Origin of the sequence: Colwellia sp. 20A7, from assembly GCF_009832865.1 — a bacterium.
GTDB lineage: Bacteria > Pseudomonadota > Gammaproteobacteria > Enterobacterales > Alteromonadaceae > Colwellia.
In genome coordinates this window covers 3,974,901-3,997,953 of the sequence record NZ_CP047130.1, presented here as the reverse complement: position 1 = coordinate 3,997,953, position 23,053 = coordinate 3,974,901, and the positions used below count along the sequence as shown (strand labels likewise).

At 36.9% G+C, this 23,053-nt stretch carries 20 protein-coding genes; 13 read left to right on the top strand and 7 right to left on the bottom strand.

Features of this window, described 5'->3' with window-relative positions:
- Positions 1–163: 163 nt before the first annotated feature.
- The 6 genes from rpsL to GQS55_RS17130 all read left to right on the top strand — a co-directional run bounded on the left by rpsL (position 164) and on the right by GQS55_RS17130 (position 6,509).
- Positions 164–538: a 30S ribosomal protein S12 gene (rpsL, locus tag GQS55_RS17155; protein ID WP_011045492.1), complete on the top strand. Its 375-nt coding sequence runs from the start codon at positions 164–166 to the stop codon at positions 536–538.
- A 119-nt stretch (positions 539–657) separates the two neighbouring features.
- Positions 658–1,131, top strand: coding sequence for a 30S ribosomal protein S7 (rpsG, locus tag GQS55_RS17150; protein ID WP_159821649.1), 474 nt, complete (start codon positions 658–660; stop codon positions 1,129–1,131).
- Between the two features lie 225 nt (positions 1,132–1,356).
- Positions 1,357–3,456, top strand: a complete 2,100-nt coding sequence (fusA, locus tag GQS55_RS17145; RefSeq protein WP_159821648.1) for an elongation factor G — start codon at positions 1,357–1,359, stop codon at positions 3,454–3,456.
- Between the two features lie 88 nt (positions 3,457–3,544).
- On the top strand, positions 3,545–4,729 hold the full coding sequence (tuf, locus tag GQS55_RS17140) for an elongation factor Tu (RefSeq protein WP_159821647.1): 1,185 nt from the start codon (positions 3,545–3,547) through the stop codon (positions 4,727–4,729).
- A 211-nt stretch (positions 4,730–4,940) separates the two neighbouring features.
- Positions 4,941–5,918, top strand: a complete 978-nt coding sequence (gene epmA, locus GQS55_RS17135) for an elongation factor P--(R)-beta-lysine ligase (protein WP_159821646.1) — start codon at positions 4,941–4,943, stop codon at positions 5,916–5,918.
- 207 nt (positions 5,919–6,125) lie between these two features.
- A complete protein-coding gene (locus GQS55_RS17130; protein ID WP_159821645.1) occupies positions 6,126–6,509 on the top strand; it encodes a MerC domain-containing protein in 384 nt (127 codons plus the stop codon).
- A 4-nt stretch (positions 6,510–6,513) separates the two neighbouring features.
- On the opposite strand, the gene glnG is transcribed toward GQS55_RS17130, so the two are convergent.
- The 4 genes from glnG to glnA all read right to left on the bottom strand — a co-directional run bounded on the left by glnG (position 6,514) and on the right by glnA (position 11,258).
- Complete coding sequence (gene glnG, locus GQS55_RS17125; RefSeq protein WP_159822965.1) at positions 6,514–7,914, bottom strand: nitrogen regulation protein NR(I); 1,401 nt, start codon at positions 7,912–7,914, stop codon at positions 6,514–6,516.
- A gap of 64 nt (positions 7,915–7,978) precedes the next feature.
- Positions 7,979–9,052: a nitrogen regulation protein NR(II) gene (gene glnL / locus GQS55_RS17120; RefSeq protein WP_159821644.1), complete on the bottom strand. Its 1,074-nt coding sequence runs from the start codon at positions 9,050–9,052 to the stop codon at positions 7,979–7,981.
- 109 nt (positions 9,053–9,161) lie between these two features.
- Positions 9,162–9,677, bottom strand: coding sequence for a DUF4124 domain-containing protein (locus GQS55_RS17115; RefSeq protein WP_159821643.1), 516 nt, complete (start codon positions 9,675–9,677; stop codon positions 9,162–9,164).
- 174 nt (positions 9,678–9,851) lie between these two features.
- Positions 9,852–11,258 (bottom strand): glutamate--ammonia ligase, encoded by a 1,407-nt coding sequence (glnA, locus tag GQS55_RS17110; protein WP_159821642.1) that lies wholly within the window; start codon positions 11,256–11,258, stop codon positions 9,852–9,854.
- A 365-nt stretch (positions 11,259–11,623) separates the two neighbouring features.
- On the opposite strand from glnA, the gene typA reads away from it, so the two are divergent.
- Complete coding sequence (gene typA / locus GQS55_RS17105) at positions 11,624–13,462, top strand: translational GTPase TypA (RefSeq protein ID WP_159821641.1); 1,839 nt, start codon at positions 11,624–11,626, stop codon at positions 13,460–13,462.
- 93 nt (positions 13,463–13,555) lie between these two features.
- On the opposite strand, the gene GQS55_RS17100 is transcribed toward typA, so the two are convergent.
- A complete protein-coding gene (locus GQS55_RS17100) occupies positions 13,556–13,780 on the bottom strand; it encodes a hypothetical protein (protein ID WP_159821640.1) in 225 nt (74 codons plus the stop codon).
- 172 nt (positions 13,781–13,952) lie between these two features.
- On the opposite strand from GQS55_RS17100, the gene GQS55_RS17095 reads away from it, so the two are divergent.
- The 6 genes from GQS55_RS17095 to GQS55_RS17070 all read left to right on the top strand — a co-directional run bounded on the left by GQS55_RS17095 (position 13,953) and on the right by GQS55_RS17070 (position 20,143).
- Complete coding sequence (locus GQS55_RS17095) at positions 13,953–14,822, top strand: virulence factor BrkB family protein (RefSeq protein ID WP_159821639.1); 870 nt, start codon at positions 13,953–13,955, stop codon at positions 14,820–14,822.
- Positions 14,819–15,256, top strand: a complete 438-nt coding sequence (dtd, locus tag GQS55_RS17090) for a D-aminoacyl-tRNA deacylase (RefSeq protein ID WP_159821638.1) — start codon at positions 14,819–14,821, stop codon at positions 15,254–15,256. Before GQS55_RS17095 ends, dtd begins: the two co-directional genes overlap by 4 nt.
- 212 nt (positions 15,257–15,468) lie before the next feature.
- Positions 15,469–15,933, top strand: coding sequence for an Lrp/AsnC family transcriptional regulator (locus GQS55_RS17085; RefSeq protein ID WP_159821637.1), 465 nt, complete (start codon positions 15,469–15,471; stop codon positions 15,931–15,933).
- Between the two features lie 74 nt (positions 15,934–16,007).
- A complete protein-coding gene (locus tag GQS55_RS17080; RefSeq protein ID WP_159821636.1) occupies positions 16,008–17,546 on the top strand; it encodes an aminotransferase class V-fold PLP-dependent enzyme in 1,539 nt (512 codons plus the stop codon).
- Between the two features lie 182 nt (positions 17,547–17,728).
- A complete protein-coding gene (gene iscX, locus GQS55_RS17075) occupies positions 17,729–17,941 on the top strand; it encodes a Fe-S cluster assembly protein IscX (protein ID WP_159821635.1) in 213 nt (70 codons plus the stop codon).
- 513 nt (positions 17,942–18,454) lie between these two features.
- A complete protein-coding gene (locus GQS55_RS17070; protein ID WP_159821634.1) occupies positions 18,455–20,143 on the top strand; it encodes an NAD-dependent malic enzyme in 1,689 nt (562 codons plus the stop codon).
- A gap of 37 nt (positions 20,144–20,180) precedes the next feature.
- Here the strand turns inward: GQS55_RS17070 and GQS55_RS17065 are convergent, their stop codons facing one another.
- Both GQS55_RS17065 and GQS55_RS17060 read right to left on the bottom strand, forming a co-directional pair.
- A complete protein-coding gene (locus GQS55_RS17065; RefSeq protein ID WP_159821633.1) occupies positions 20,181–20,882 on the bottom strand; it encodes a response regulator transcription factor in 702 nt (233 codons plus the stop codon).
- Between the two features lie 23 nt (positions 20,883–20,905).
- Positions 20,906–22,915 carry a cache domain-containing protein gene (locus GQS55_RS17060; protein WP_159821632.1) on the bottom strand — a complete coding sequence of 670 codons (2,010 nt, stop codon included), beginning with the start codon at positions 22,913–22,915 and terminating at the stop codon, positions 20,906–20,908.
- Positions 22,916–23,053 lie beyond the last annotated feature (138 nt).

The following is a 23,053-nucleotide window of genomic DNA, read 5'->3' as shown; positions in this document are numbered from 1 at the left end:
TAACTTGACACTTAGGCCGTTGACCTATAGAATTTCGCGACCTTATATTCTGTGCCTAGTAGACATTGAATTTTAAGGTAAGATTATTTCACGTTTATTAGCGGGTGATTTGGCAAACTTAGTCAATACAATTACCCATTGTTTTATCTAATCAGGAGCTATAATGGCAACTATTAACCAACTAGTACGTAAACCACGTGTTAGACAAGTAACAAAAAGTAACGTTCCGGCGTTGCAAGCTTGTCCACAACGTCGTGGCGTTTGTACTCGTGTGTACACAACTACACCAAAAAAACCTAACTCAGCATTACGTAAAGTAGCTCGTGTTCGTTTAACTAACGGCTTCGAAGTAACTTCATACATCGGTGGTGAAGGTCATAACTTACAAGAGCATAGCGTGATTTTAATCCGTGGTGGTCGTGTTAAAGATTTACCTGGTGTGCGTTATCACACCGTTCGTGGCGCGCTAGATTGTTCTGGTGTAAGCGATAGAAGACAAGGCCGTTCTAAATACGGTGCTAAACGACCTAAATCTTAAGTTTTCCCCTCTTTACCTACTCGGTAGGTAGAAGATGAGAAACGTTAAGTAAGGCCAAATTAACAAATTTTTAAAATTTATATATTTTGGGTAAAACCTGAATAACACGGAGAATTAAGATGCCAAGAAGACGCGTCGTAGGGCAACGTAAAATATTGCCAGATCCTAAGTTCCATAACGAACTTTTAGCAAAATTCATCAACATCCTTATGGTTGATGGTAAAAAATCTACTGCAGAAAAAATTGTTTACGGTGCATTAGACATTTTAACTGATAAAAATACTGAGAAAACTCATTTAGAGATGTTCGAAGAAGCCCTAGATAACATCCGTCCACAAGTCGAAGTTAAATCTCGTCGTGTTGGTGGTTCAACTTATCAAGTGCCAGTTGAAGTACGTCCAGTGCGTCGTAATGCTCTAGCCATGCGTTGGTTAGTTGAAGCAGCTCGTAAACGTGGTGAAAAATCAATGGCTCAGCGCCTAGCTAACGAAATGTTAGATGCGTCTGACAGCAAAGGTTCAGCGGTTAAGAAACGTGAAGACGTTCACCGTATGGCTGAAGCTAACAAAGCATTCGCTCACTACCGCTGGTAATAACCAAGTACTGTTTGAATGTAATGTTTACTTTAGAGATTTACCTCTGAGTAGACACATGGCTAGCAAGATTACTCTTGCTAGCCATACTTGTTTTTACAATATGTGTTTTTTAACATGGTTAAATCAATTAAAAATTTATCAAATTGAATGTTTAATTAATTTAATTATTTAGCTATTTAATTTTACTTTTAAGTAAATTAATAACTGCAAGAGGAATTGAAATTGGCCCGTATCACCCCTATAGAGCGCTATCGTAATATCGGTATTTGTGCGCATGTAGATGCAGGTAAAACGACAACCACAGAACGTATATTATTTTATACTGGATTATCACATAAAATTGGTGAAGTTCACGACGGTGCAGCAACTACGGACTGGATGGAGCAAGAGCAAGAGCGTGGTATAACAATCACCTCTGCTGCAATTACTTGTTTCTGGAAGGGGATGGAAGCACAATTTGATGATCATCATATCAATATTATTGATACGCCTGGTCATGTTGACTTTACCATCGAAGTTGAACGTTCGTTACGTGTGCTTGATGGCGCAGTACTTGTTTTATGTGGTTCATCTGGTGTTCAACCTCAAACTGAAACAGTTTGGCGTCAAATGGAAAAATATGCCGTACCACGTATAGTATTTGTTAATAAAATGGATAGAACGGGTGCCGACTTCTTTTCTGTTGTAGAGCAACTTAAAACACGTTTAGGTGCTAATGCAGTTCCTATTTATATTCCTATTGGTGCTGAAGATGATTTTCAAGGGATTGTTGATCTAGTTAAAATGAAGGCTATCAATTGGAATGAAAGTGATCACGGTATGACTTTCACCTATGAAGATATTCCAGCTGATTTGCAAGGTATCGCAGAAGAGTGGCGTGACAATTTAGTATCAGAGGCTGCTGAAGCTAATGATGAGTTGATGGATAAATACCTTGAAGAAGGTGATTTAACTGAAGACGAGATAAAATTAGGTTTACGAACTCGAACTATAGCCAACGAGATAATCTTATGCGGCTGTGGTAGTGCTTTTAAAAATAAAGGCGTGCAAGCTGTACTGGATGCGGTTATTGAATACTTACCTTCGCCTTCAGAAGTAGCTGCGATTACCGGTATTAATGACGATAAAGATGAAACAGAAGGTACACGTCCAGCAGAGGATAGTGCGCCATTTTCTGCACTTGCTTTTAAAATAGCGACTGACCCGTTTGTTGGTACACTGACTTTTTTCCGTGTATATTCCGGTGTTGTAAAAACTGGTGACAGTGTATATAACCCAGTTAAAGGCAAAAAAGAACGTTTTGGCCGCATTGTTCAAATGCATGCTAATGATAGAAAAGAAATTCAAGAAGTACGTGCAGGTGATATTGCTGCAGCAATAGGTTTGAAAGATGTGACTACGGGTGATACTTTATGTGACGGTGGAAACGTAATTACACTAGAACGTATGGAATTTCCTGAACCAGTCATTTCGGTTGCGGTAGAGCCAAGAACACTTGCAGCACAAGAAAAAATGGGTGTTGCATTAGGTAAACTTGCGGCAGAAGATCCATCATTTAAAGTAGCAACGGATGATGAAACTGGGCAAACTATTATATCGGGTATGGGTGAACTACACTTAGATATTCTTGTCGAACGTATGAAGCGTGAATTTGGTGTCGAATGTAATGTGGGTAACCCACAAGTTTCTTATCGAGAAACAATTCGTAGTACGGTTGAAGTCGAAGGAAAATTTGTACGTCAATCGGGTGGTAAAGGACAATTTGGTCATGTTTGGTTGAAAATGGAACCAAATGAAGAAGGTGCTGGTTTCGAGTTTATTAACGAAATCGTTGGTGGTGCTGTACCAAAAGAATTTATCCCTGCGATAGAAAAAGGTTGTAAAGAGCAAATGGACAGTGGTGTTATTGCTGGTTATCCATTGTTAGATATAAAGGTTACACTTTATGATGGCTCTTTTCATGATGTCGACTCTAACGAGATGGCATTTAAAGTTGCTGCATCTATGGGCTTTAGAAAAGGGGCGCTTGAAGCTAACCCTGTTATTTTAGAGCCGATAATGAAAGTTGAAGTAACTACACCAGAAGCCAATATGGGTGATGTTGTAGGTGATTTAAACCGCCGTCGAGGTATTATAGACGGTATGGACGAAGGTCCGGCAGGTTCGAAAATTGTAAATGCATTGGTACCCTTAGCCGAAATGTTCGGTTATGCTACCGACTTGCGTAGTGCTACACAAGGTCGTGCATCTTACTCTATGGAGTTTCAGCAGTATAATGAAGCACCGAAATTGGTAGCACAAAAAATAATGGAAACTCGTTAGAGATCCATTAATGATTTACAACAAGCGCGGTCATTTTGACTGTTGCTTTTATTTTTTATAGCAAAAGAAACTTTAAGGTAATTGAAAAATGGCTAAAGAAAAATTTGAACGTAATAAACCACATGTAAACGTTGGTACTATTGGACACGTTGATCACGGTAAAACAACTTTAACTGCTGCTATCTCTGCGGTATTAACTAAAGTTCACGGTGGTGAAGTTAAAGATTTCGCACAAATCGATAATGCTCCTGAAGAGCGTGAGCGTGGTATTACAATCAATACTTCTCACATCGAGTACGATACAGAAACACGTCACTACGCACACGTAGATTGTCCTGGCCATGCTGATTACATCAAAAACATGATCACTGGTGCTGCACAAATGGATGGCGCTATCTTAGTAGTTGCTGCTACAGATGGTCCTATGCCACAAACACGTGAGCATATCTTACTTTCTCGTCAAGTTGGTGTTCCTTACATCATCGTATTCATGAACAAATGTGATGTTGTTGATGATGAAGAGTTATTAGAATTAGTAGAAATGGAAATCCGTGAACTACTTTCTGAATATGACTTCCCAGGTGATGACTTACCAGTAATCCAAGGTTCAGCACTAGGTGCTTTACAAGGCGAAGAAAAATGGGAAGCGAAAGTAATTGAACTTGCTGACCAATTAGACACTTACATTCCAGAGCCAGAGCGTGCAATCGACGGTGCATTCATCATGCCTATCGAAGATGTATTCTCAATCGCTGGTCGTGGTACTGTTGTAACGGGTCGTGTTGAACGTGGTATCATCAAAGTTGGTGAAGAAGTAGAAGTTGTTGGTATCCGTGATACACAAAAATCAACTTGTACAGGTGTTGAAATGTTCCGTAAGCTTCTTGACGAAGGTCGTGCTGGCGAGAACTGTGGTGTTCTTCTACGTGGTCTTAAGCGTGAAGATGTTGAACGTGGTCAAGTACTATGTGCACCTGGTTCAATCTTACCTCATACTAAATTCGAATCAGAAGTATACGTGTTAAGTAAAGATGAAGGTGGTCGTCATACTCCATTCTTCAAAGGTTACCGTCCACAGTTTTACTTCCGTACAACAGATATCACAGGTGCTGTAGAGCTTCCTGAAGGTGTTGAAATGGTAATGCCTGGCGACAACCTTAAGTTTGTTGTTGAGCTAATCAACCCAGTAGCGATGGACGAAGGTTTACGCTTCGCAATCCGTGAAGGTGGTCGTACTGTTGGTGCTGGTGTTGTTTCTGCAATTCTAGACTAATTGATAACTAATTTGCGCTAGAGTTTGTGTTAGCGGCATTGGAAGTACTCATTGACTAATGTCAACTCTGTGCTTCCGCTTTGCTAACCCTGCATCTAGCACTAAATTAATCCATCAATATTATCTATTAGATAAGTACATTGAAAAGGTCGCTTCTGCGGCCTTTTTTGTTTTTAAAAAAAGAAAACATAAAAGCTAATAAAGGGTCATCATGTCTTGGCAGTCAACACTCTCGTGGGAAAATGCACAGCAGCGGGCTAAAATATTACAACAGATTCGTCAGTTCTTTGTTGAACGTGATGTTCTTGAAGTTGAAACGCCTTCTTTATCTCAAGGAACGGTAACTGATGTACATTTAGAAGGGTTAACTTGCCGATATAACTTCCTTGCTGACAGTCCTATAAATAAATCTATTCCTTTATATTTACAAACGTCGCCAGAATTTCACATGAAACGCTTATTAGCATCAGGCTATGGCTGTATTTTTCAAATAGCTAAAGCATTTCGTCATGAGGAGTTTGGTAAATATCATAACCCTGAGTTCACTTTACTTGAGTGGTACCGAATTAATTTTGATCATTTTGACTTAATGAATGAAGTAGGAGAGTTATTGAAAACTATTCTACATTGCGCTGAGCCCATCCAGAAAACGTATCAAGATTTATTTATCGAATATACGGACCTTGACCCATTAACTGCCTCACGTGATGATTTACTTGCGTTAATTAGTAGCAAAAATAAGCTGAGTGATTGGTTAGTAAAAGAAGATGATAATGACATTCTACTGCAGTTTATTTTTTGTGAAATTATTGAACCACTTATAGGTCAAAGTGAGCCATGCTTTGTTTATAATTTTCCAAAGTCTCAAGCCTCTTTAGCTAAATTATGCCCAGCTGATAACAGGGTAGCACAACGTTTTGAGTGTTATTATCAAGGGGTAGAGTTAGTCAATGGCTTTAATGAATTAACAAACCACGAAGTTCAAGTTCAACGTTTTCAAGAAGACAATGCACAAAGAAAGGATTTAAATTTACAAGAAAAAGGTATCGATCAAAATTTTATTTCGGCGTTATCACACGGTTTACCACAATGTTCAGGTGTTGCTTTAGGCATTGATCGCTTGATTATGCTGGCTTTGAATGCAGATCACATAGAACAAGTTATCACTTTTCCTATCGCTAATGCATAGTACTTTATCATCAGGCCTATTTTATTAATGTTATAACATATCAATTGTGATATTATAGCAAAAAATTAGCTGCCTTACTGTTCGTCAATCTAGTCTATTTGTAGATAATACGTGTTTATATTGATAAATATTGTATGACCTTTATAGCGTGAAACTGATGAAAGTAGAGTAGGTGTTATTTATGTTTAATTTGAAAAGTGAAAAACCATGTTAGATCGTATAGGTATTACAGCCACTTCATTATGTGCACTACATTGCATACTTTTACCTATTCTGCTGCCCATTTTACCATTATTGGGCTTGAGCTTTTTAGCTGATCATACTTGGGAGCATGTCTTTTTATTAATGACCGCAGCCCTAGGCACTATAGCGCTTTTCTCGGGATTTAAACGTTATCATAGACGCTTATATCCCTTTTATTTGCTCTATTTAGGTATTGCTCTATATTGGATAAAGCATGATTTCTCTGAAGCATTAGAAATCTACTTTATCGCCGGTGGCGCAACGTTAATCATCGCAGCACATTTTATTAATCTTAGGTTATGTAATAACTGTAAGCAATGTGACGATGAGACATGTAGTCCTTCATAATTAGCTATAGATCTAACTCTTTTAGTTTTCTTGTTAATGTATTTCTTCCCCATCCCAACTTTTTGGCTGCATCTTGTTTGTGGCCTTGGGTGAAAATTAATGCACGCTCTAACATTATTTTCTCAAACTCAGGCATAGCGACTTCTAAGATTGCATTACTGCCTTGCGCTAATTCTTGATCCATCCAATCGCTAAGTGCTGACTGCCATGATGCGTTAGTTGAACTTGTTTGTACTGTTTTTTCAGTAAGCTCGCTCGGTAAATCTTCTAATAATATTTCTTGGCCACTGGCCATTACCGTCAGAAATCGACAAATGTTTTCAAGTTGTCTAACATTACCCGGCCATTGAAATTGCTCTAAGAATGCAGCAGCTTTCTTGCTGATGGTTTTAGGCTCAACACTTAATTCGTTAGCGGCTTGTTTGAGAAAATGCTGACTTAATTGAACTATATCTTCTTTTCTTTCGCGTAAACTAGGCAATTGGATACGGATAACATTAAGACGATGAAACAAATCCTCTCTAAATTCATTATTGTTAACTCTGTCTTCTAGGTTTTGATGAGTTGCTGCGATAATACGTACATCAACCTGCACTGGTGAATGACCGCCAACCCGATAAAATTGACCATCTGATAATACGCGTAATAAACGAGTTTGAATCTCGAGTGGCATATCACCTATTTCATCAAGAAATAATGTACCACCATGTGCTTGTTCAAATCTTCCTTGGCGTACGGAATTTGCACCAGTAAATGCGCCTTTCTCATGACCAAATAGCTCAGATTCGATAAGATCTTTAGGTATAGCTGCCATATTTAGAGGAATGAATGGTGCTTGAGAGCGTGGGCTATGAGAGTGCAGGGCATGAGCGACTAATTCTTTACCTGTACCTGACTCACCATTGATTAAAACACTGATACTTGAACGAGATAATCGCCCGATAGCTCGAAATACTTCCTGCATTGCAGGGGCTTCACCAATTAAGCCCGCCGCTAGTGGGGTAACATCATTTTGTTGGTTCTTGGCATTCTGTTCCTGAGCATGTGTTAATGCGCGTTTTGTCAGTGTTACAGCTTCATCCATATCAAAAGGTTTAGGTAAATATTCAAATGCACCTCCTTGATAAGCATTCACAGCACTGTCTAAATCTGAATGTGCTGTCATGATAATAACGGGAATATGAGGGTGATCTTTACTAATCGTGTTAAGTAAACTCATGCCGTCAATATCTGGCATTCTTATATCAGATATAATGACCTCTGGCTGATCATGATCAAGCGCTATTAATAAATTACTGGCGCTTTCAAATGAGGCTGTAGTTATATTGGCTTTAGTAAAGGCTTTTTCTAACACCCAGCGAATTGAGCTGTCGTCATCAACTATCCATACTTGTTCAGTAATCATCATGTATTCTCTTGTGTTAATTTTTAAAGTTGTGTTTCATAGTCCTAAATAAAAAAGCGTATAACTAGCTTAAAGGTAGGAGTATTATAAACTCTGTATGTCCTGGACGACTTTGGCAAGAAAGTTTGCCTTGGTGCTGATTTATTAAAGTTTGCGAAATAGATAACCCTAAACCTGTTCCATTTGATCGCCCTGATACCATAGGATAAAACAACGTATCTTGTATCTTTTCTGGAATACCTGGTCCGTCATCAATAATGCTAATTTTTACTGCCAGTTTTATTTGCTTACCGTTAATCGTTGCATTACTGGCTATTCGTGTTTTTATGGTTATTTTATTGTCTGACTTTATTGCTTGAATAGCGTTATTCACAATATTTAATACAGCTTGTTGTATTTTTTCTTGATCACATTCTATGTTAGGAATTGAGGGATCGTAATCACGTTTTAACTCTATTTCCTGTTCGCTTGAAAAGTTAACCACTTGGCATACTTTTTCTAATACAGAATGAATATTATAACTTTTGACTTGTGGTAATTGATTTGGACCTAATAAACGGTCTACTAAGTTAGTTAATCTGTCAGCTTGTTCTATAATCATCGCTGTGTATTCTTGCTGCTCTTCATCAAGCTCTTTATTTAATAACTGAGCTGCACCACGAAGACCCCCAAGCGGATTTTTAATTTCATGCGCTAAACCTTTTATTAAGTCGCGAGCAGCAATCCATTGTTGATGTTGAAAAATTTCAAGGCTGATTTGTTTCTGTTGATCAATTTGTTTGAACTCAATCAGTATGTGAGGAATACGATAAAATTCGACTGATGAGGCTGTTACTTCTGCTGTAAAACGATGATTTTTATTAAACTCTATCACTATTTCGCTATCAGTAAATTCTTGTCCCGTCGTAAGCAACTGTTCTAAACGTGATTTAGTTATTGATGTATTTGCGAATATTAAATCAAAAGGACTGCCATATAGTTTGTATAAACTCTTTATTAGCAGAGCTTCGGCAGCAGGGTTTAGGTAACAAATATTTAATTTTTGATCGAGTATAAGCACCGCAGTCACTAATTGATTCGCGAGAGTCTGCTGATAACTTAATTTAAGTCGTTGGATATCTTGTCTTGTGTGCAACATAAAGTCCCATGCTTCTACAGTGATGCACTAATTTGGTGCTCTCAATTTAGTATATTCTAGAAAGGTTTTATTTGCAGTGCTAAATGCAGCTATTTAGTGCTAATTTTCACTAATTAATAGAGGCTCTATGCATATAAAACGTTATAGGTTCAGATAATGCAATTACCTTGCCTTCTTCGTTGAATACTTGCATTTTTATTTGATGTTCACCGCGGTCAATATTTCGAAGAGAAAATTGAGTGTGACTTTGAGGATTTTGATAAGTTTTGCCATCTAAAATAAGCTGAACTTTTAAGCCACGCTTAAATCTCGGCTGTATTACAGCACTAACAAGAACAGATCCCGTATTATCACGGACTGTGTCATTATTTTTAGGGTTATTAATTATGATTTTGTAATCTTCAGGTACTATCTTTTTTTGAATATCAAGTACTTGTATATCTATCGAGCTTGATGATTTTATTACATGCCCTGGGTTGGTTTTTACTTCTTCTGCGCCTGGTGATGGGGTATCTGAATACACTAGTTGGCCAGCTTCATTACGCCAAAGGTATATTTTAGTGGTACTCGCGTTAATGGGAGTAATGATGGATATAAGTATTAATAGTAATAAAAATTTAATCATAATTTATCAAGTATATCTTGTTCCTTTAGATATATCCAAATACACAGAGATTAGGTATCGGTAGTTATAATTTATACAAAAATTTATAATTTTACTACTGATAAATAATTAGAGCATAAAAAAAGCTCACCGAAGTGAGCTTAATATTATTATGCTTAACTGTTAACGTTAAAATTAAACGCTGTAGTACATCGCAAATTCTACTGGGTGAGTTGAAGTATTTAATAATTCACAATCAGCGCGTTTAAGTTCGATGTAGGCATTGATCATATCGAGATCCATAACACCACCAGCAGTTAAGAAGTCGTTATCTGCAGCTAAAGCATCTAATGCTTCAGTTAATGATGTTGCAACTTGTGGAATTTCTGCTGCTTCTTCAGCCGGAAGGTCATAAAGATCTTTATCCATAGCATCGCCAGGGTGAATCTTGTTTTTGATACCGTCAAGGCCAGCCATTAACATAGCAGAGAATGCTAAGTAAGGGTTACAAGCTGGATCTGGGAAGCGAACTTCGATACGTGTTGCTTTTGGTGTTGGCACTACTGGAATACGAATTGAAGCAGAACGGTTAGCCGCTGAGTAAGCTAACATAATAGGTGCTTCAAAATGAGGAACTAAACGTTTGTACGAGTTAGTTGCAGGGTTAGTGAATGCATTAAGTGCTTTAGCATGCTTGATGATACCACCGATGTAGTAGATAGCCATTTCAGACAATCCGCCGTACTTATCACCAGAGAACAAGTTAACACCATCTTTAGCAAGAGATTGATGAACGTGCATACCAGAACCGTTATCACCTACTAATGGCTTAGGCATAAATGTAGCTGTTTTACCGTATGCGTGAGCAACGTTATGAACAACATACTTATAAATTTGAACTTCATCAGCTTTTAATACCATAGTATTGAAGCGACAAGCGATTTCGTTTTGACCAGCAGTTGCTACTTCATGGTGATGAGCTTCAACAACTAAGCCCATATCTTCCATTACTAAACACATTGCTGAACGTATATCTTGTGAAGAATCTACTGGAGATACTGGGAAGTAACCACCTTTAAGGCCAGGACGATGTCCCATGTTGCCTTCTTCATATTCAGTACCTGAATTCCAACATGCTTCTTTATCATCAACTTTAAAGAAAGAACCACTGATGTCAGTATGAAAACGTACGTCATCAAATAAGAAGAATTCTGGCTCAGGACCAATTAATACAGTATCAGCGATACCTGTAGAACGTAAATATTCTTCAGCACGCTTAGCCACAGAACGTGGGTCACGGCTATAACCTTGCATTGTATCTGGTTCTACTACATCACAACGAATGTTTAATGTTACAGCGTCTGTAAACGGGTCTAAAACAGCAGAATCTGCATCAGGCATTAATACCATGTCAGATTTGTTAATTCCTTTCCAACCTTGAATTGAAGAACCATCGAACATTTTACCGTCTTCAAAAAAATCTTCGTTTACTTGATGATGAGGAATAGAAACATGTTGTTCTTTACCTTTAGTGTCGGTAAAACGAAGGTCAACAAATTTGACGTCGTGTTCTTTTATTAAATCGAATACTGCTTGTGACATTTTGTCTCTCCAGTGAAGTTAGTTTTAAATTTCTTTTGATATAGACCAAAGTTTTGACATACATAAGCTAATATTGTGCCAATTATAAACCATAGATAAAACAATGGCTTATAAAGTGTGCAAAAAACAGTTTGCACGAATATGGTGCACTATAAGATCTTTTTGGTGCAAAATACTAGTCCGAAAGTCACTATATCTCATTTTGATCAATTTTCATGTACTATTTTGTACCATTTTGACACAAATACGTCATAAAGCAGGTTTATGATAAAAAATATCTTTTAATATAAAAAAACTGTATAATACGCGCCCAATTAAAGCCTTAGTTATTTAAGCCCCGCGTTTTGTTGTGGTATTAAATAATAATGAAACAGCGAGTAACGCCTGTGTTAGATAAATTAAGAAATGTGGCAATTATTGCTCACGTTGACCACGGAAAAACGACTTTAGTAGATAAATTATTAGAGCAATCGGGTACACTAGATACGCGTGGCGGTCTAGAAGAACGTACAATGGATTCAAATGATATCGAAAAAGAACGTGGTATCACCATCTTAGCTAAAAACACGGCTATTAACTGGAATGGCTACCGTGTAAACATTGTAGATACTCCTGGCCATGCCGATTTTGGTGGTGAAGTAGAGCGTGTAATGTCAATGGTAGATTCAGTTTTACTTATTGTTGATGCGCAAGAAGGTCCTATGCCACAAACGCGTTTCGTAACGAAAAAAGCGTTTGCTCAAGGTTTAAAGCCAATTGTTGTTATTAATAAAATTGATAAGCCTGGTTCTCGCCCTGATTGGGTTATGGATCAAGTTTTTGAATTGTTTGATAACCTTGGTGCTACTGATGAACAGCTTGATTTTAAAGTGGTTTATGCTTCAGCTATTAACGGTTGGGCTACACTTGAAGAAGGCGAAGTTGGCACAGATATGACGCCATTGTTTGACACTATCCTTAAAGAAGTGCCACAACCAGTAGCGGATCCAGATGGTCCATTCCAAATGCAAATCTCTCAACTTGATTACAGCTCTTACTTAGGTGTTATCGGTGTTGGTCGTATTACTCGTGGTTCAGTTAAACCTAACCAACAAGTAACTATTCAACTTGCTAACGGCGGCGTACATAATGCTAAAGTAGGTAAAGTATTTGGTTATTTAGGACTAGAGCGTTTAGATGTTGCTGAAGGTTTTGCTGGCGATATTATTGCAATTACTGGTTTAGGCGAATTAAAAATCTCTGATACGATTTGTTGTCCTACGACTGTTGAAGGTTTACCTGCATTATCAGTTGATGAGCCTACAATCAACATGACATTCCAAGTTAACACTTCACCATTTTGTGGTAAAGAAGGTAAATTTGTAACGTCACGTAATATTAAAGATCGTTTAGATAAAGAATTGATTCATAACGTTGCATTACGTGTTGAGCAATTAGAAGATGCTGATAAATTTAAAGTATCAGGTCGTGGTGAACTTCATTTAGGTATTCTAATTGAAAACATGCGTCGTGAAGGTTTTGAGCTAGCTGTATCTCGTCCAGAAGTTATTATTCGTGAAGTTAATGGTGTATTAGAAGAACCATACGAAACAGTAACTATTGATGTTGAAGAACAACATCAAGGTCCGATTATGGAAAAAATGGGCGTTCGTAAAGCTGAACTAACGGATATGGCACCAGACGGTACTGGTCGTATCCGTATGGACTTTATTATGCCAAGCCGTGGTTTAATTGGTTTCCAAACTGAATTCATGACATTAACGTCTGGTTCTGGTTTGATCTACCATACATTCTTTGAATACGGACCTCACAAGGGTGGCGAAATTGGCCAACGTAAAAATGGTGTAATGGTTGCTAACGCTACAGGTAAAGCACTAACTAACGCTATATTTAACTTACAATCTCGCGGTCGTATGTTAATTGGTCACGGTATTGATATTTATGAAGGTCAAGTAATTGGTATTCATAGTCGCGATAACGATTTAACCGTTAACGCACTTAAAGGTAAGCAATTAACTAACGTTCGTTCTTCTGGTACAGATGAAGCACAAACATTAACGCCGCCTATCATTATGTCATTAGAGCAAGCATTAGAATTTATCGATAACGATGAATTAGTTGAAGTAACACCAGAAAGCATCCGTATACGTAAGAAATTCTTGAAAGAGAATGATCGTAAACGTGAAGGCCGTTCAGGTAAGTAATAATTAATTACTTAAGTTAATTTAAAAGGCCGGTTGATGTTAAATCAACCGGCCTTTTTTGTTAAAAAAATATAACTAAATTATGAATGCTTATTAACCATTACTGTTAAATGTAGCAGCATCAAGAATAGAGTATAAATGGAATATAGCGGCTATAATGGCAGGAATAATCAGCCACCACAATGCATACCCGCCAACACAAACGATCGCAAATATAATTGCCGGTAAAAGTCTTCCTTGTACTAATTGGCCGAGACCCGGAAAAAATATATTACAAATTGCAGCAATAACATTGCCACCAGAACCTTGATTTGACATAACACACCTTGCTAGTAAATTCGTTGCTGATATCATAATATAATATTTACTATTAAAAAATCAGTAAATTAATGAAATATAGAATAACTATGATCAAGTAGTTTTGTCTATTTTAAGTTTATTCATACACCCTAAAGTCATAAATTATCCTATTGGTATCTATATGAGTTCCATGTACGTATTTTTTGAAAAAGTAAAACAGTCATTACCTTGGCGGCATTATTTATCGTTTTTTAACTATTTGTTAAAGCGTATTAATAGATCACAATTACCTGTTGTGGCAGGTCATCTTTCCTATGTTAGTTTAATGTCACTCGTGCCTTTGATGGTGGTTGCATTATCAGTAGCAACGGCATTTCCTATTTTTGCTGATATTCATAAAAGTGTTGAACAACTGGTTTTTGAAAACTTTGTACCAGCGGCTAGCGGCGTGGTGCAAGAGTATTTAGCGTCGTTTGTGGCTAATGCCTCTAAAATGTCAGCGGTTGCTATATCTTTTCTATTTGTTGTTGCCTTGTTATTAATCTCTTCTATTGATAAAACGTTTAATAATATTTGGCAAGTAACGCAAAAGCGCCGTGTTATAACATCATTCTCTATGTATTGGATGATACTTACCTTAGGGCCACTTTTAGTTGGCGCTAGCATTGCTATTTCCTCTTATATAGTCTCATTAGTCGCAATAGGCGTTGAGGATAATTTTGGTATTACAGATCAACTTTTTAGGCTGCTGCCTATATTGTCTTCTATGTCGGCTTTTGTATTGTTGTATATGCTAGTGCCCAATAAAGCAGTACCATTTAAATATGCTTTTTCTGGCGCTTTAGTCGCCGCAATTTTATTTGAATTTGCGAAAAAAATATTTGCAGAATACTTAGCTGCATTTCCTTCTTACCAGGCAATATATGGTGCACTAGCCATAGTACCTATCTTATTTTTGTGGGTATATTTATCTTGGTTAATTGTATTAGGCGGGGCTGTAATTACGGTATCTTTACAGGAATATGAACTAGAAAGTGAATTGGAAAACCCAAAAATATGATTGCATTAATTCAAAGAGTAAGCTCGGCAAGTGTGACCGTTGATAATGAAGTCATAGGTGAGATAGAGCAGGGGCTACTCGTTTTTTTAGCCGTTGAGCCTGAAGATTCACAAGCAAAAGCTAAGCGGCTTGCCGAGCGAGTTGCTGGTTATAGGGTTTTCAATGATGAAAACGGAAAAATGAATTTGAATGTCAAACAAGCAAATGGCGACATCTTAGTTGTGTCGCAATTTACGCTAGCAGCAGATACCAGTAGCGGGATGCGACCAAGTTTTACTTCTGCAGCTAAGCCAGACTTTAGTAATGATCTCTATCAATTCTTCTGCCAACAGTTACGTGATAAAGGCTTTACTGTCCCAACAGGTAAATTCGGTGCTGATATGAAAGTGCAATTATTGAATGACGGCCCAGTAACGTTCACTTTAACTATTTAAGCACTACTCATTTGTAAAAATATTTTAAGCAAATTTCTTCTAAATTTCCTTTTTTTATAAAAAATTATTAGTTTATTCCTGATTTTTTCTACTTTTTTTAAAAAATTGTATTTCTCATAATGACCCTTTTGGGGCATAACTTTTCTCTAAATTTGATTTTACAATGTCATTAAGTTATTTTGTTCTAAATTAATATTAATAATTAGAATTAAATGCACTTAAATGATATAGATTTGCGGCTTATTGCTATTCTGCAGCGTGATGTTAGTATTGCGATTGATGAATTAGCTAAGCGTGTTGGATTAACTAAAACCCCGTGCTGGCGTCGTCTACAAAAACTAGAGAAAAGTGGAGTCATCAAACGTAAAGTCGCATTGCTTGATGCTAAATTATTAGATTTAAGCGTATCGGTTTTTGTTCAAGTCAAAACTAGTAAGCATGATAGTGATTGGTTGTCACAGTTTTCTAAAACTGTTTCAGCGTTTCCTGAAGTGGTCGATTTTTATCGTATGAGTGGTGAATACGATTATTTGCTGCGTGTAGTGGTTAAGGATATTGCTAGTTATGATGCTTTTTATCAGCGTTTTATTCAAGCAACAAGCTTGACTGATGTTACCTCTAGTTTTGCCATGGAAGAGATTAAGCGCTCTACAGAATTGCCATTGGTGATTCCTTAAAGATTAGTTTACTTATCTCTTACTTATTTATAAATGATTAAACTCGCATGAGGTTAATCGAACAAGGGATACTTATGTCATTAGAGCAGCACTTTTCTAAATTTCGTCAGCACATTATAGGACAAAACCTTGAGCATGAAATTGATGGTAAGCAACAACAAATCATTTATGCTGACTGGACTGCAAGCGGTCGTTTATATCAGCCAATAGAAAGTTATATTAGCCATACACTTGGTCCTTATGTAGCAAACACCCATACAGAAACTAATTTGACGGGTAGTACCATGACATTGGCTTATCATGATGCGCAAAAAGTGATCAAGCGTCATGTCAATGCCTGTGATAACGATATTTTAATTACCTCTGGCGCAGGAATGACCGATGTTGTGAATAAATTCCAACGAATTCTAGGATTGAGAATTCCGGAGCGCATGGCTGAGCAAGTTAATTTTAGTGAGGAAGATAAGCCAGTCGTATTTATTACACATATGGAACATCATTCTAATCAAACAACTTGGTATGAATGTGATGTTACATTAGAAATTGTTGCTAGTGACAAAAACGGCTTACCTTCTTTAGAAAACTTAGAAGAGTTATTAGTAAAGTATAAGAATCGTAAAGTAAAAATAGGCTCATTCACAGCTTGCTCAAATGTTACGGGTATAAAAACTCCTTACCATCAATTAGCTGAAATCATGCATCAGCATGACGGGTTATGTTTTGTCGACTTTGCTTGCTCAGCGCCTTATGTTGATATAGATATGCACCCGGTTGATAAGTTACAAACTTTAGATGCTATCTTTTTTTCACCACACAAATTTCTTGGCGGTCCAGGCAGCTCTGGCGTACTTATTTTTAATAAAAGTTTGTATAAAAATAAAATCCCTGACCATCCGGGTGGCGGAACAGTTACTTGGACTAATCCGTGGGGAAAGCATAGTTTCTTTAATAATATTGAAATACGTGAAGATGGCGGCACGCCAGGTTTTTTACAATGTATTCGTACTGCGTTAGCTATCAAAGTAAAAGATGCGATGGGTACAGACAATATTGCTAAGCGAGAGCAAGAACTAACAGAATATGTAATGGCCGAGCTAAGTAAAAACAAAACCGTAAATATGCTTGAGCCTGAAATTATTGACCGTTTAGCGATAGTGTCATTTTATATCACTAATGTGCATTACAATTTAGTTGTACGTTTACTTAATGATAAATTTGGCATTCAAACACGTGGCGGTTGTTCATGTGCCGGAACTTACGGCCATATTTTACTTAACGTTGATCAGAATACTTCACAACAAATTACTCAACAAATTGACGAAGGAAATTATTGTGAAAAGCCGGGTTGGATTAGAGCTTCTTTTCACCCTACAACAAGCAATGAAGAAGCGAAATTTGTTGTTGAGGCTATTAACAAGTTAACTGAAAATATAGCGGCATGGTCTAAAGAGTATCGTTTCAATCCTGCTACAGGTGATTTTGAAAAGAATATTTCATCGGAAGATAAGTTACAAAGCTATGTTGGAATAAATGGTTTTAAACCGTTGTATTGTAGTGAAACTATTGTAGAATCGGGAGTAAATAAATCTATGCTAAAAAGATTCTTCCAATAAATGACTGAAAACACGCTTATGATAAAACTACGGCAATGGTGGAAAACTGAGTGTGTATATTGCAAAAGAGCACGGTTGCTGTTGTTATGGCTTATATTAATGTTAATAGCCGACTACTTTTGGTTTCATTTATTATTTTAGCATAAATATAATTTACACTTTAATTGCACATAGGACAAAAAATGAATACTTCAGCAGGACTTAAGTGGATTGATTCATTAGAGATAGCGCTTGATTTAATTGAGCAATATCCTGATGTAGATCCACTTACATTAAACTTTACTGATCTTCGTCAATGGGTGCTTGATCTTGAGCGCTTTAATGATGATCCTGCCCATTGTGGTGAACGTGTATTAGAAGCCATTCAATTAGCTTGGATAGATGAAGCTGATTAGTTAAGTGGATAAACTTAGTTTATCAGTTCAATCTATAAGCTCAGTTGGTTAGTTCAGGATACTGTACGTAATACTTTTATCCTGACGTAATAAGTGCTAAAAAGTTATCGCTATTCTATCAATAGCGCTTTTTAGCCTATTACTTTGCATCACAGTTACACCCTCAAAATCTTTTAATAGTGTAAAGTGACAGCCGTATTATTATTGAACTACTTTACCCATAAAATTACCGATACTTCCTTTGAAATCATAGCTATCTCTTTATAGCATATGATAAATTCTCCCTATACTAGGTAGTGTGTATATCATTAAGTAGTGCTATCGCTTAGTTTTAGTAATTCTTTGGTGTAACCTATGACGAACTGAAAATATCCTTTATACTGCAATCAATATCATTTGAGTGTATTTCTGGTATTCACGTAAATAATGATGCATCGCGTGCAGCTCTCAAGACAGTAAAATTTTAATTTAAAAATTAATAAACATAAACCTCAACATAAGCAGTAAGTAAATATGACTAAAAGCAAGCGCTCTTTATATATCCCCTATGCAGGTCCAACGTTATTAGAAACACCACTATTAAACAAAGGTAGTGCTTTTGATCCCCAAGAACGTATGAACTTTAACTTAACTGGTTTATTACCGCCGCGCTTTGAAACCATAGATGAGCAAGTTGCTAGAGCCTATCGTCAGTATTGTTCTTTTCATACCGATATTAATAAGCATATTTACTTACGTGCGATACATGATAATAACGAAACATTATTTTTTAAATTAGTACAAAATCATTTAGCTGAAATGATGCCAATTATTTATACACCTACAGTTGGTGACGCCTGTGAGCAGTTTTCAGACATTTATCGTAGTTCACGCGGCTTATTTATTTCTTATGATGACAGGTATCAAATAGATGATATTTTAAGAAATGCGACTAAAAATAAAGTGAAAATAATTGTTGTAACTGACGGCGAGCGAATTTTAGGCTTAGGCGATCAGGGTATTGGCGGTATGGGTATTCCAATTGGCAAGCTTTCTTTATATACCGCTTGTGGGGGGATTAGCCCAGCTTATACTTTGCCGGTTATGCTAGATGTTGGTACTAATAATCAAAAGTTATTAGACGATCCAATGTATATGGGAGCACGCCATAAACGTATTGGTCAAGCTGAGTATGATGAGTTTTTAGGGCTATTTATTGACGCTGTAAAACGCCGATGGCCTAAGGTTCTTTTGCAGTTCGAGGATTTTGCACAACCAAATGCTATGCCGCTTTTAAGCCGATACCGTGATCAAATATGTTGTTTTAATGATGATATACAAGGAACAGCATCTGTAACGGTTGGTACTTTACTTGCGGCTTCTCGAAGTAAAGGTGTTAAATTATCACAACTTAAAGTTGCTTTTGTCGGCGCTGGTTCAGCCGGTTGTGGCATTGCAGAACAAATAATTACTCAGATGGTTAGTGAGGGCGTTTCGCCATTAAAAGCTAGAAGCCAAGTATTTATGGTTGATAGATTTGGCTTATTAACACAAGGCATGAGTGAGTTAAGAGATTTCCAAGAGCGATTGGTACAAAATAAAATCGCGTTAGAGTCTTGGGATATTGAAGGTGAATATGCATCATTATTAGAGGTGATGCATGGCGCTCAACCTGACATTTTAATAGGTGTATCAGGACAGGCTGGTTTATTTAGTGAAGAAGTGATCAAAGCAATGAAACAACATTGTGATAAGCCTATTATCTTCCCGCTTAGTAATCCATCAAGACAAGTTGAAGCAACACCAAGCCAGGTAATCAATTGGACAGAAGGCAGTGTTATTATTGCTACCGGTAGTCCATTTGATCCTGTTGAATATCAAGGTGAATCGTTCCCTGTAGCACAATGTAATAATAGCTATATCTTCCCAGGTATTGGTCTAGGGGTTATCTCAGCGAATATAAGTCGAATTACAGACAAAATGTTGCAAGTAGCTAGTGAAACTTTAGCAGCGGCTTCACCATTAGCTAACACAGGGAAGGGAGAGTTATTACCACCATTAACTCAAATAGCACAATTAAGTAAAGAGATTGCTTTTGCTATTGCTAAAGTTGCTTATGAGCAAGATTTGGCTCTTGAATTATCTGATGCTGATTTATTGGCGAAAATAGAGCAAAATTTTTGGAACCCTGAATATCGTCAATATAAGCGTACAAGCGTATAATTTTATAATAAGATGAACAACTTGGCAGTGAGCATACTTACTGCCAAGTAACCTCTAAGGTAAAAATATAACCCGCACCGTAAACTGTTTTTATTATTTTTGGGTTTTTATGATCTTGTTCTATTTTCTTTCTTAATCTCGACATTCTAACGTCTATACTGCGATCAAAGGACGTTGCATCAAGGCTAAGTAAACGCTCTCGTGACAATATCTGTCGAGGTGCTTTAAGTAATATCATAAATATTTCAGCTTCAGCCGCGCTTAGCATAAAACTCTCACCTTGATCGTTATACAAAGTAAGTGTCGATTGTTCAAAGGTCCAATCACCAAAGCTGGCGGTTTGCAATGTTGTGTCAGGTAATTCACTAACAACAAGTCGACGAATAATGCTTTTTACTCGTGCTACTAGCTCTCGTGGATCAAAAGGTTTACCAATATAATCATCAGCACCTAGCTCTAAACCTAATACTTTATCAGGTAAGCTATTTCGTCCCGATAAAATTATAACGCCAATTTTTTTATCGTCGAAAAGCTTTTTCACTAATGACAAGCCATCCATATCGGGTAAACCTAGATCGATAATACAAAGTGAAGGTAATTGTTTTTTTATTGCTAATAAAGCTTCTTTTCCAGTATAAAAGGCCTGAGCTCTAAAGTTATAACGTTCAAGCTCTTGGCAAACTAAGCTGCATATCTCAGGTTCATCATCGATAACGTAAATTAAAGGTTTAGTGTTCACAAGTGTCGTCACCTCGATGTTTTTTATTGTAATGCTTGAAATAGTTTATTCGCCACAAAGGGCTTTTTTAACAAAATTGGCATGTCTTCACTGGGCTCATTCGGAGGATGAAAGTAGCCACTCATGAGAACAATTTTACAGTCAGGCGATCGACTTTTTAACAGTGTAGCCAGTTCAAATCCATCTTTATTGCCCGGCATGCTGATATCTGAAACCATGCCGTATAAGTCATCAATAGTATCAATAAGTTGTTCTGCTTCATCACTATCATTTGCCTCGATAACGTTTAGGCCAAATGCTATTAACTGCTTTCTAACTATAGCACGAACATCATTATCGTCTTCGACTAATAAAATAAGTTTATTTGAAAAGTCAGTTGTGATTGTGGTTTTATTCTCGTTATGAAGGGATGATTTCGACAGATTTTCTTCTTTATAAATAAGTAAGGGCAATAATAGTGATATTTTCGCACCACCGTTTTCTTGATTCGCAATGCGAATGTAGCCTTTTGATTGCTTGATAAAACCAAATGCAGTACTTAAGCCAAGACCTGAACCTTGATGAGTTTCTTTAGAGGTAAAAAAAGGTTCGAATGCTTTACTTATTGCTTGTTCAGAAAAACCAGAACCATTGTCAATAATCGTGATTTCAATGTAGTCAGCGAAGATAACTTCTTCATCAAATTGTAAAGGCTCTTCTACCGTTTTTTTATTGACTGTTATTGTGATGTTTCCTCCGTTTGGCATCGCATCTTTCGCATTTAAGACTAAATTAATTAAGCAGTTCTCTAATTGATTCTCATCGACATAAACATAAAGGTTGTTATCTCTATAGTCTGTTTTAACCGTTACTTTACTGGGTAATGAACCTTTTAAAAGCGCGATTGTTTCATCAATCAGTACGGTAATATTCACCGGACAAGGGCGTAAATATTGTCGTCTTGAAAAGGCTAGTAAACGGTTAGTAATGTCGCTGCCTTTACGTGATGCTTTTATTGCGGGCAGTAAATGTAATAATAACGCTTCATTATGCTCATTATCTTGCTTAGCAGCATGTAGGTTACCTAAAATGATGGTAAGTATATTATTAAAATCGTGAGCTAAGCCTCCCGCAAGTTGCCCAATAGCATTGATATGTTGAACTTGAGCGAGTTGTTTTTGTGCTTGTTGGCTTTCACTCATGGCTTGCTGTAGTTGTGCGTTGGTAGTAGATAAAGTCTGTGTGCGAGACGCTACTTTTAAGTCTAACATCTCTATATTTTCGCGCATTTGTAGCACCATATCGTCAAATGCTTTACCTAAAATGCCTAATTCATCTTTACGTGATATACCGCTGGTGACGTTTAAGTCACCTTGGCTTACTTTTCTGGCAATTAATGCCAGTGCATTAATTGGTTTCGTTATCCAGGAAGAAAAAAGTAGCGCTAAAAAAATAGCACACATAAAGGTAATAAAACCCATAGTTAAAATGCGTTGGCTAAGAAGTTTGCCACTACTTTGTAATTCATCGATATAAACAGAAGAGCAAATATACCAACCTAACTCAGGTAAGTGTCTTACTAACGATATTTTGTTATGGCTGTAATTATTTGCGTCGGTAGGTTTATCCCATTTATATTCAAGTTCTTTTCCTGTATCCGCAACGGATATAAGCTCTTGTAAAATATATTTACCATTATGGGTATTTTTAAGTTTTACGGCGTTAGTACCATTAATGTTGGGGTTAGGGTGGTATAGCATATTGCCTTGTTCATCAAAAATGAAAAGATAACCTGTTTTTGCGATCACACTTTTTTTTATTATTTGTTGCAGCCTGTTTACCACTTCTTCTTTGGGTGGTTTTAAATCTAGTTGCATATTGCTAGCTAATTCAAAAATATTATTTAATACCAAACGACTCGCATTTTTTTCAATTTGATAGACCTCTTTATTAATTAGAGGTACTGAATACCAGTAAATGCCAATAAACAATAGCAGTAGCGTAGCTGTGATGGCAGAGAAAAAAGTACGGAATAATTTTTGCTGGAGGAACATTAATCACCTGTGTTTACCGAGTTTATTTAATCGGAAAATGGAAGCTAAAAAATAGTATAAAAAAAGGGCTGGCGAGAAGCCAGCCCAAAAATAGTAGCGGAAGGACGGTTGGGTAGCTACTATTTGATCGAAACTTTC

What these genes read in the sequence shown, in the direction of transcription:
- rpsL (WP_011045492.1), top strand. Translation starts at nt 164, where the DNA reads ATGGCAACTATTAACCAACTAGTACGTAAACCACGTGTTAGACAAGTA.
- rpsG (WP_159821649.1), top strand. Translation starts at nt 658, where the DNA reads ATGCCAAGAAGACGCGTCGTAGGGCAACGTAAAATATTGCCAGATCCT.
- tuf (WP_159821647.1), top strand. Translation starts at nt 3,545, where the DNA reads ATGGCTAAAGAAAAATTTGAACGTAATAAACCACATGTAAACGTTGGT.
- epmA (WP_159821646.1), top strand. Translation starts at nt 4,941, where the DNA reads ATGTCTTGGCAGTCAACACTCTCGTGGGAAAATGCACAGCAGCGGGCT.
- GQS55_RS17130 (WP_159821645.1), top strand. Translation starts at nt 6,126, where the DNA reads ATGTTAGATCGTATAGGTATTACAGCCACTTCATTATGTGCACTACAT.
- glnG (WP_159822965.1), bottom strand. Translation starts at nt 7,914, where the DNA reads ATGATTACTGAACAAGTATGGATAGTTGATGACGACAGCTCAATTCGC.
- glnL (WP_159821644.1), bottom strand. Translation starts at nt 9,052, where the DNA reads ATGTTGCACACAAGACAAGATATCCAACGACTTAAATTAAGTTATCAG.
- GQS55_RS17115 (WP_159821643.1), bottom strand. Translation starts at nt 9,677, where the DNA reads ATGATTAAATTTTTATTACTATTAATACTTATATCCATCATTACTCCC.
- glnA (WP_159821642.1), bottom strand. Translation starts at nt 11,258, where the DNA reads ATGTCACAAGCAGTATTCGATTTAATAAAAGAACACGACGTCAAATTT.
- typA (WP_159821641.1), top strand. Translation starts at nt 11,624, where the DNA reads ATGAAACAGCGAGTAACGCCTGTGTTAGATAAATTAAGAAATGTGGCA.
- GQS55_RS17100 (WP_159821640.1), bottom strand. Translation starts at nt 13,780, where the DNA reads ATGTCAAATCAAGGTTCTGGTGGCAATGTTATTGCTGCAATTTGTAAT.
- GQS55_RS17095 (WP_159821639.1), top strand. Translation starts at nt 13,953, where the DNA reads ATGTACGTATTTTTTGAAAAAGTAAAACAGTCATTACCTTGGCGGCAT.
- dtd (WP_159821638.1), top strand. Translation starts at nt 14,819, where the DNA reads ATGATTGCATTAATTCAAAGAGTAAGCTCGGCAAGTGTGACCGTTGAT.
- GQS55_RS17085 (WP_159821637.1), top strand. Translation starts at nt 15,469, where the DNA reads ATGCACTTAAATGATATAGATTTGCGGCTTATTGCTATTCTGCAGCGT.
- GQS55_RS17080 (WP_159821636.1), top strand. Translation starts at nt 16,008, where the DNA reads ATGTCATTAGAGCAGCACTTTTCTAAATTTCGTCAGCACATTATAGGA.
- iscX (WP_159821635.1), top strand. Translation starts at nt 17,729, where the DNA reads ATGAATACTTCAGCAGGACTTAAGTGGATTGATTCATTAGAGATAGCG.
- GQS55_RS17070 (WP_159821634.1), top strand. Translation starts at nt 18,455, where the DNA reads ATGACTAAAAGCAAGCGCTCTTTATATATCCCCTATGCAGGTCCAACG.
- GQS55_RS17060 (WP_159821632.1), bottom strand. Translation starts at nt 22,915, where the DNA reads ATGTTCCTCCAGCAAAAATTATTCCGTACTTTTTTCTCTGCCATCACA.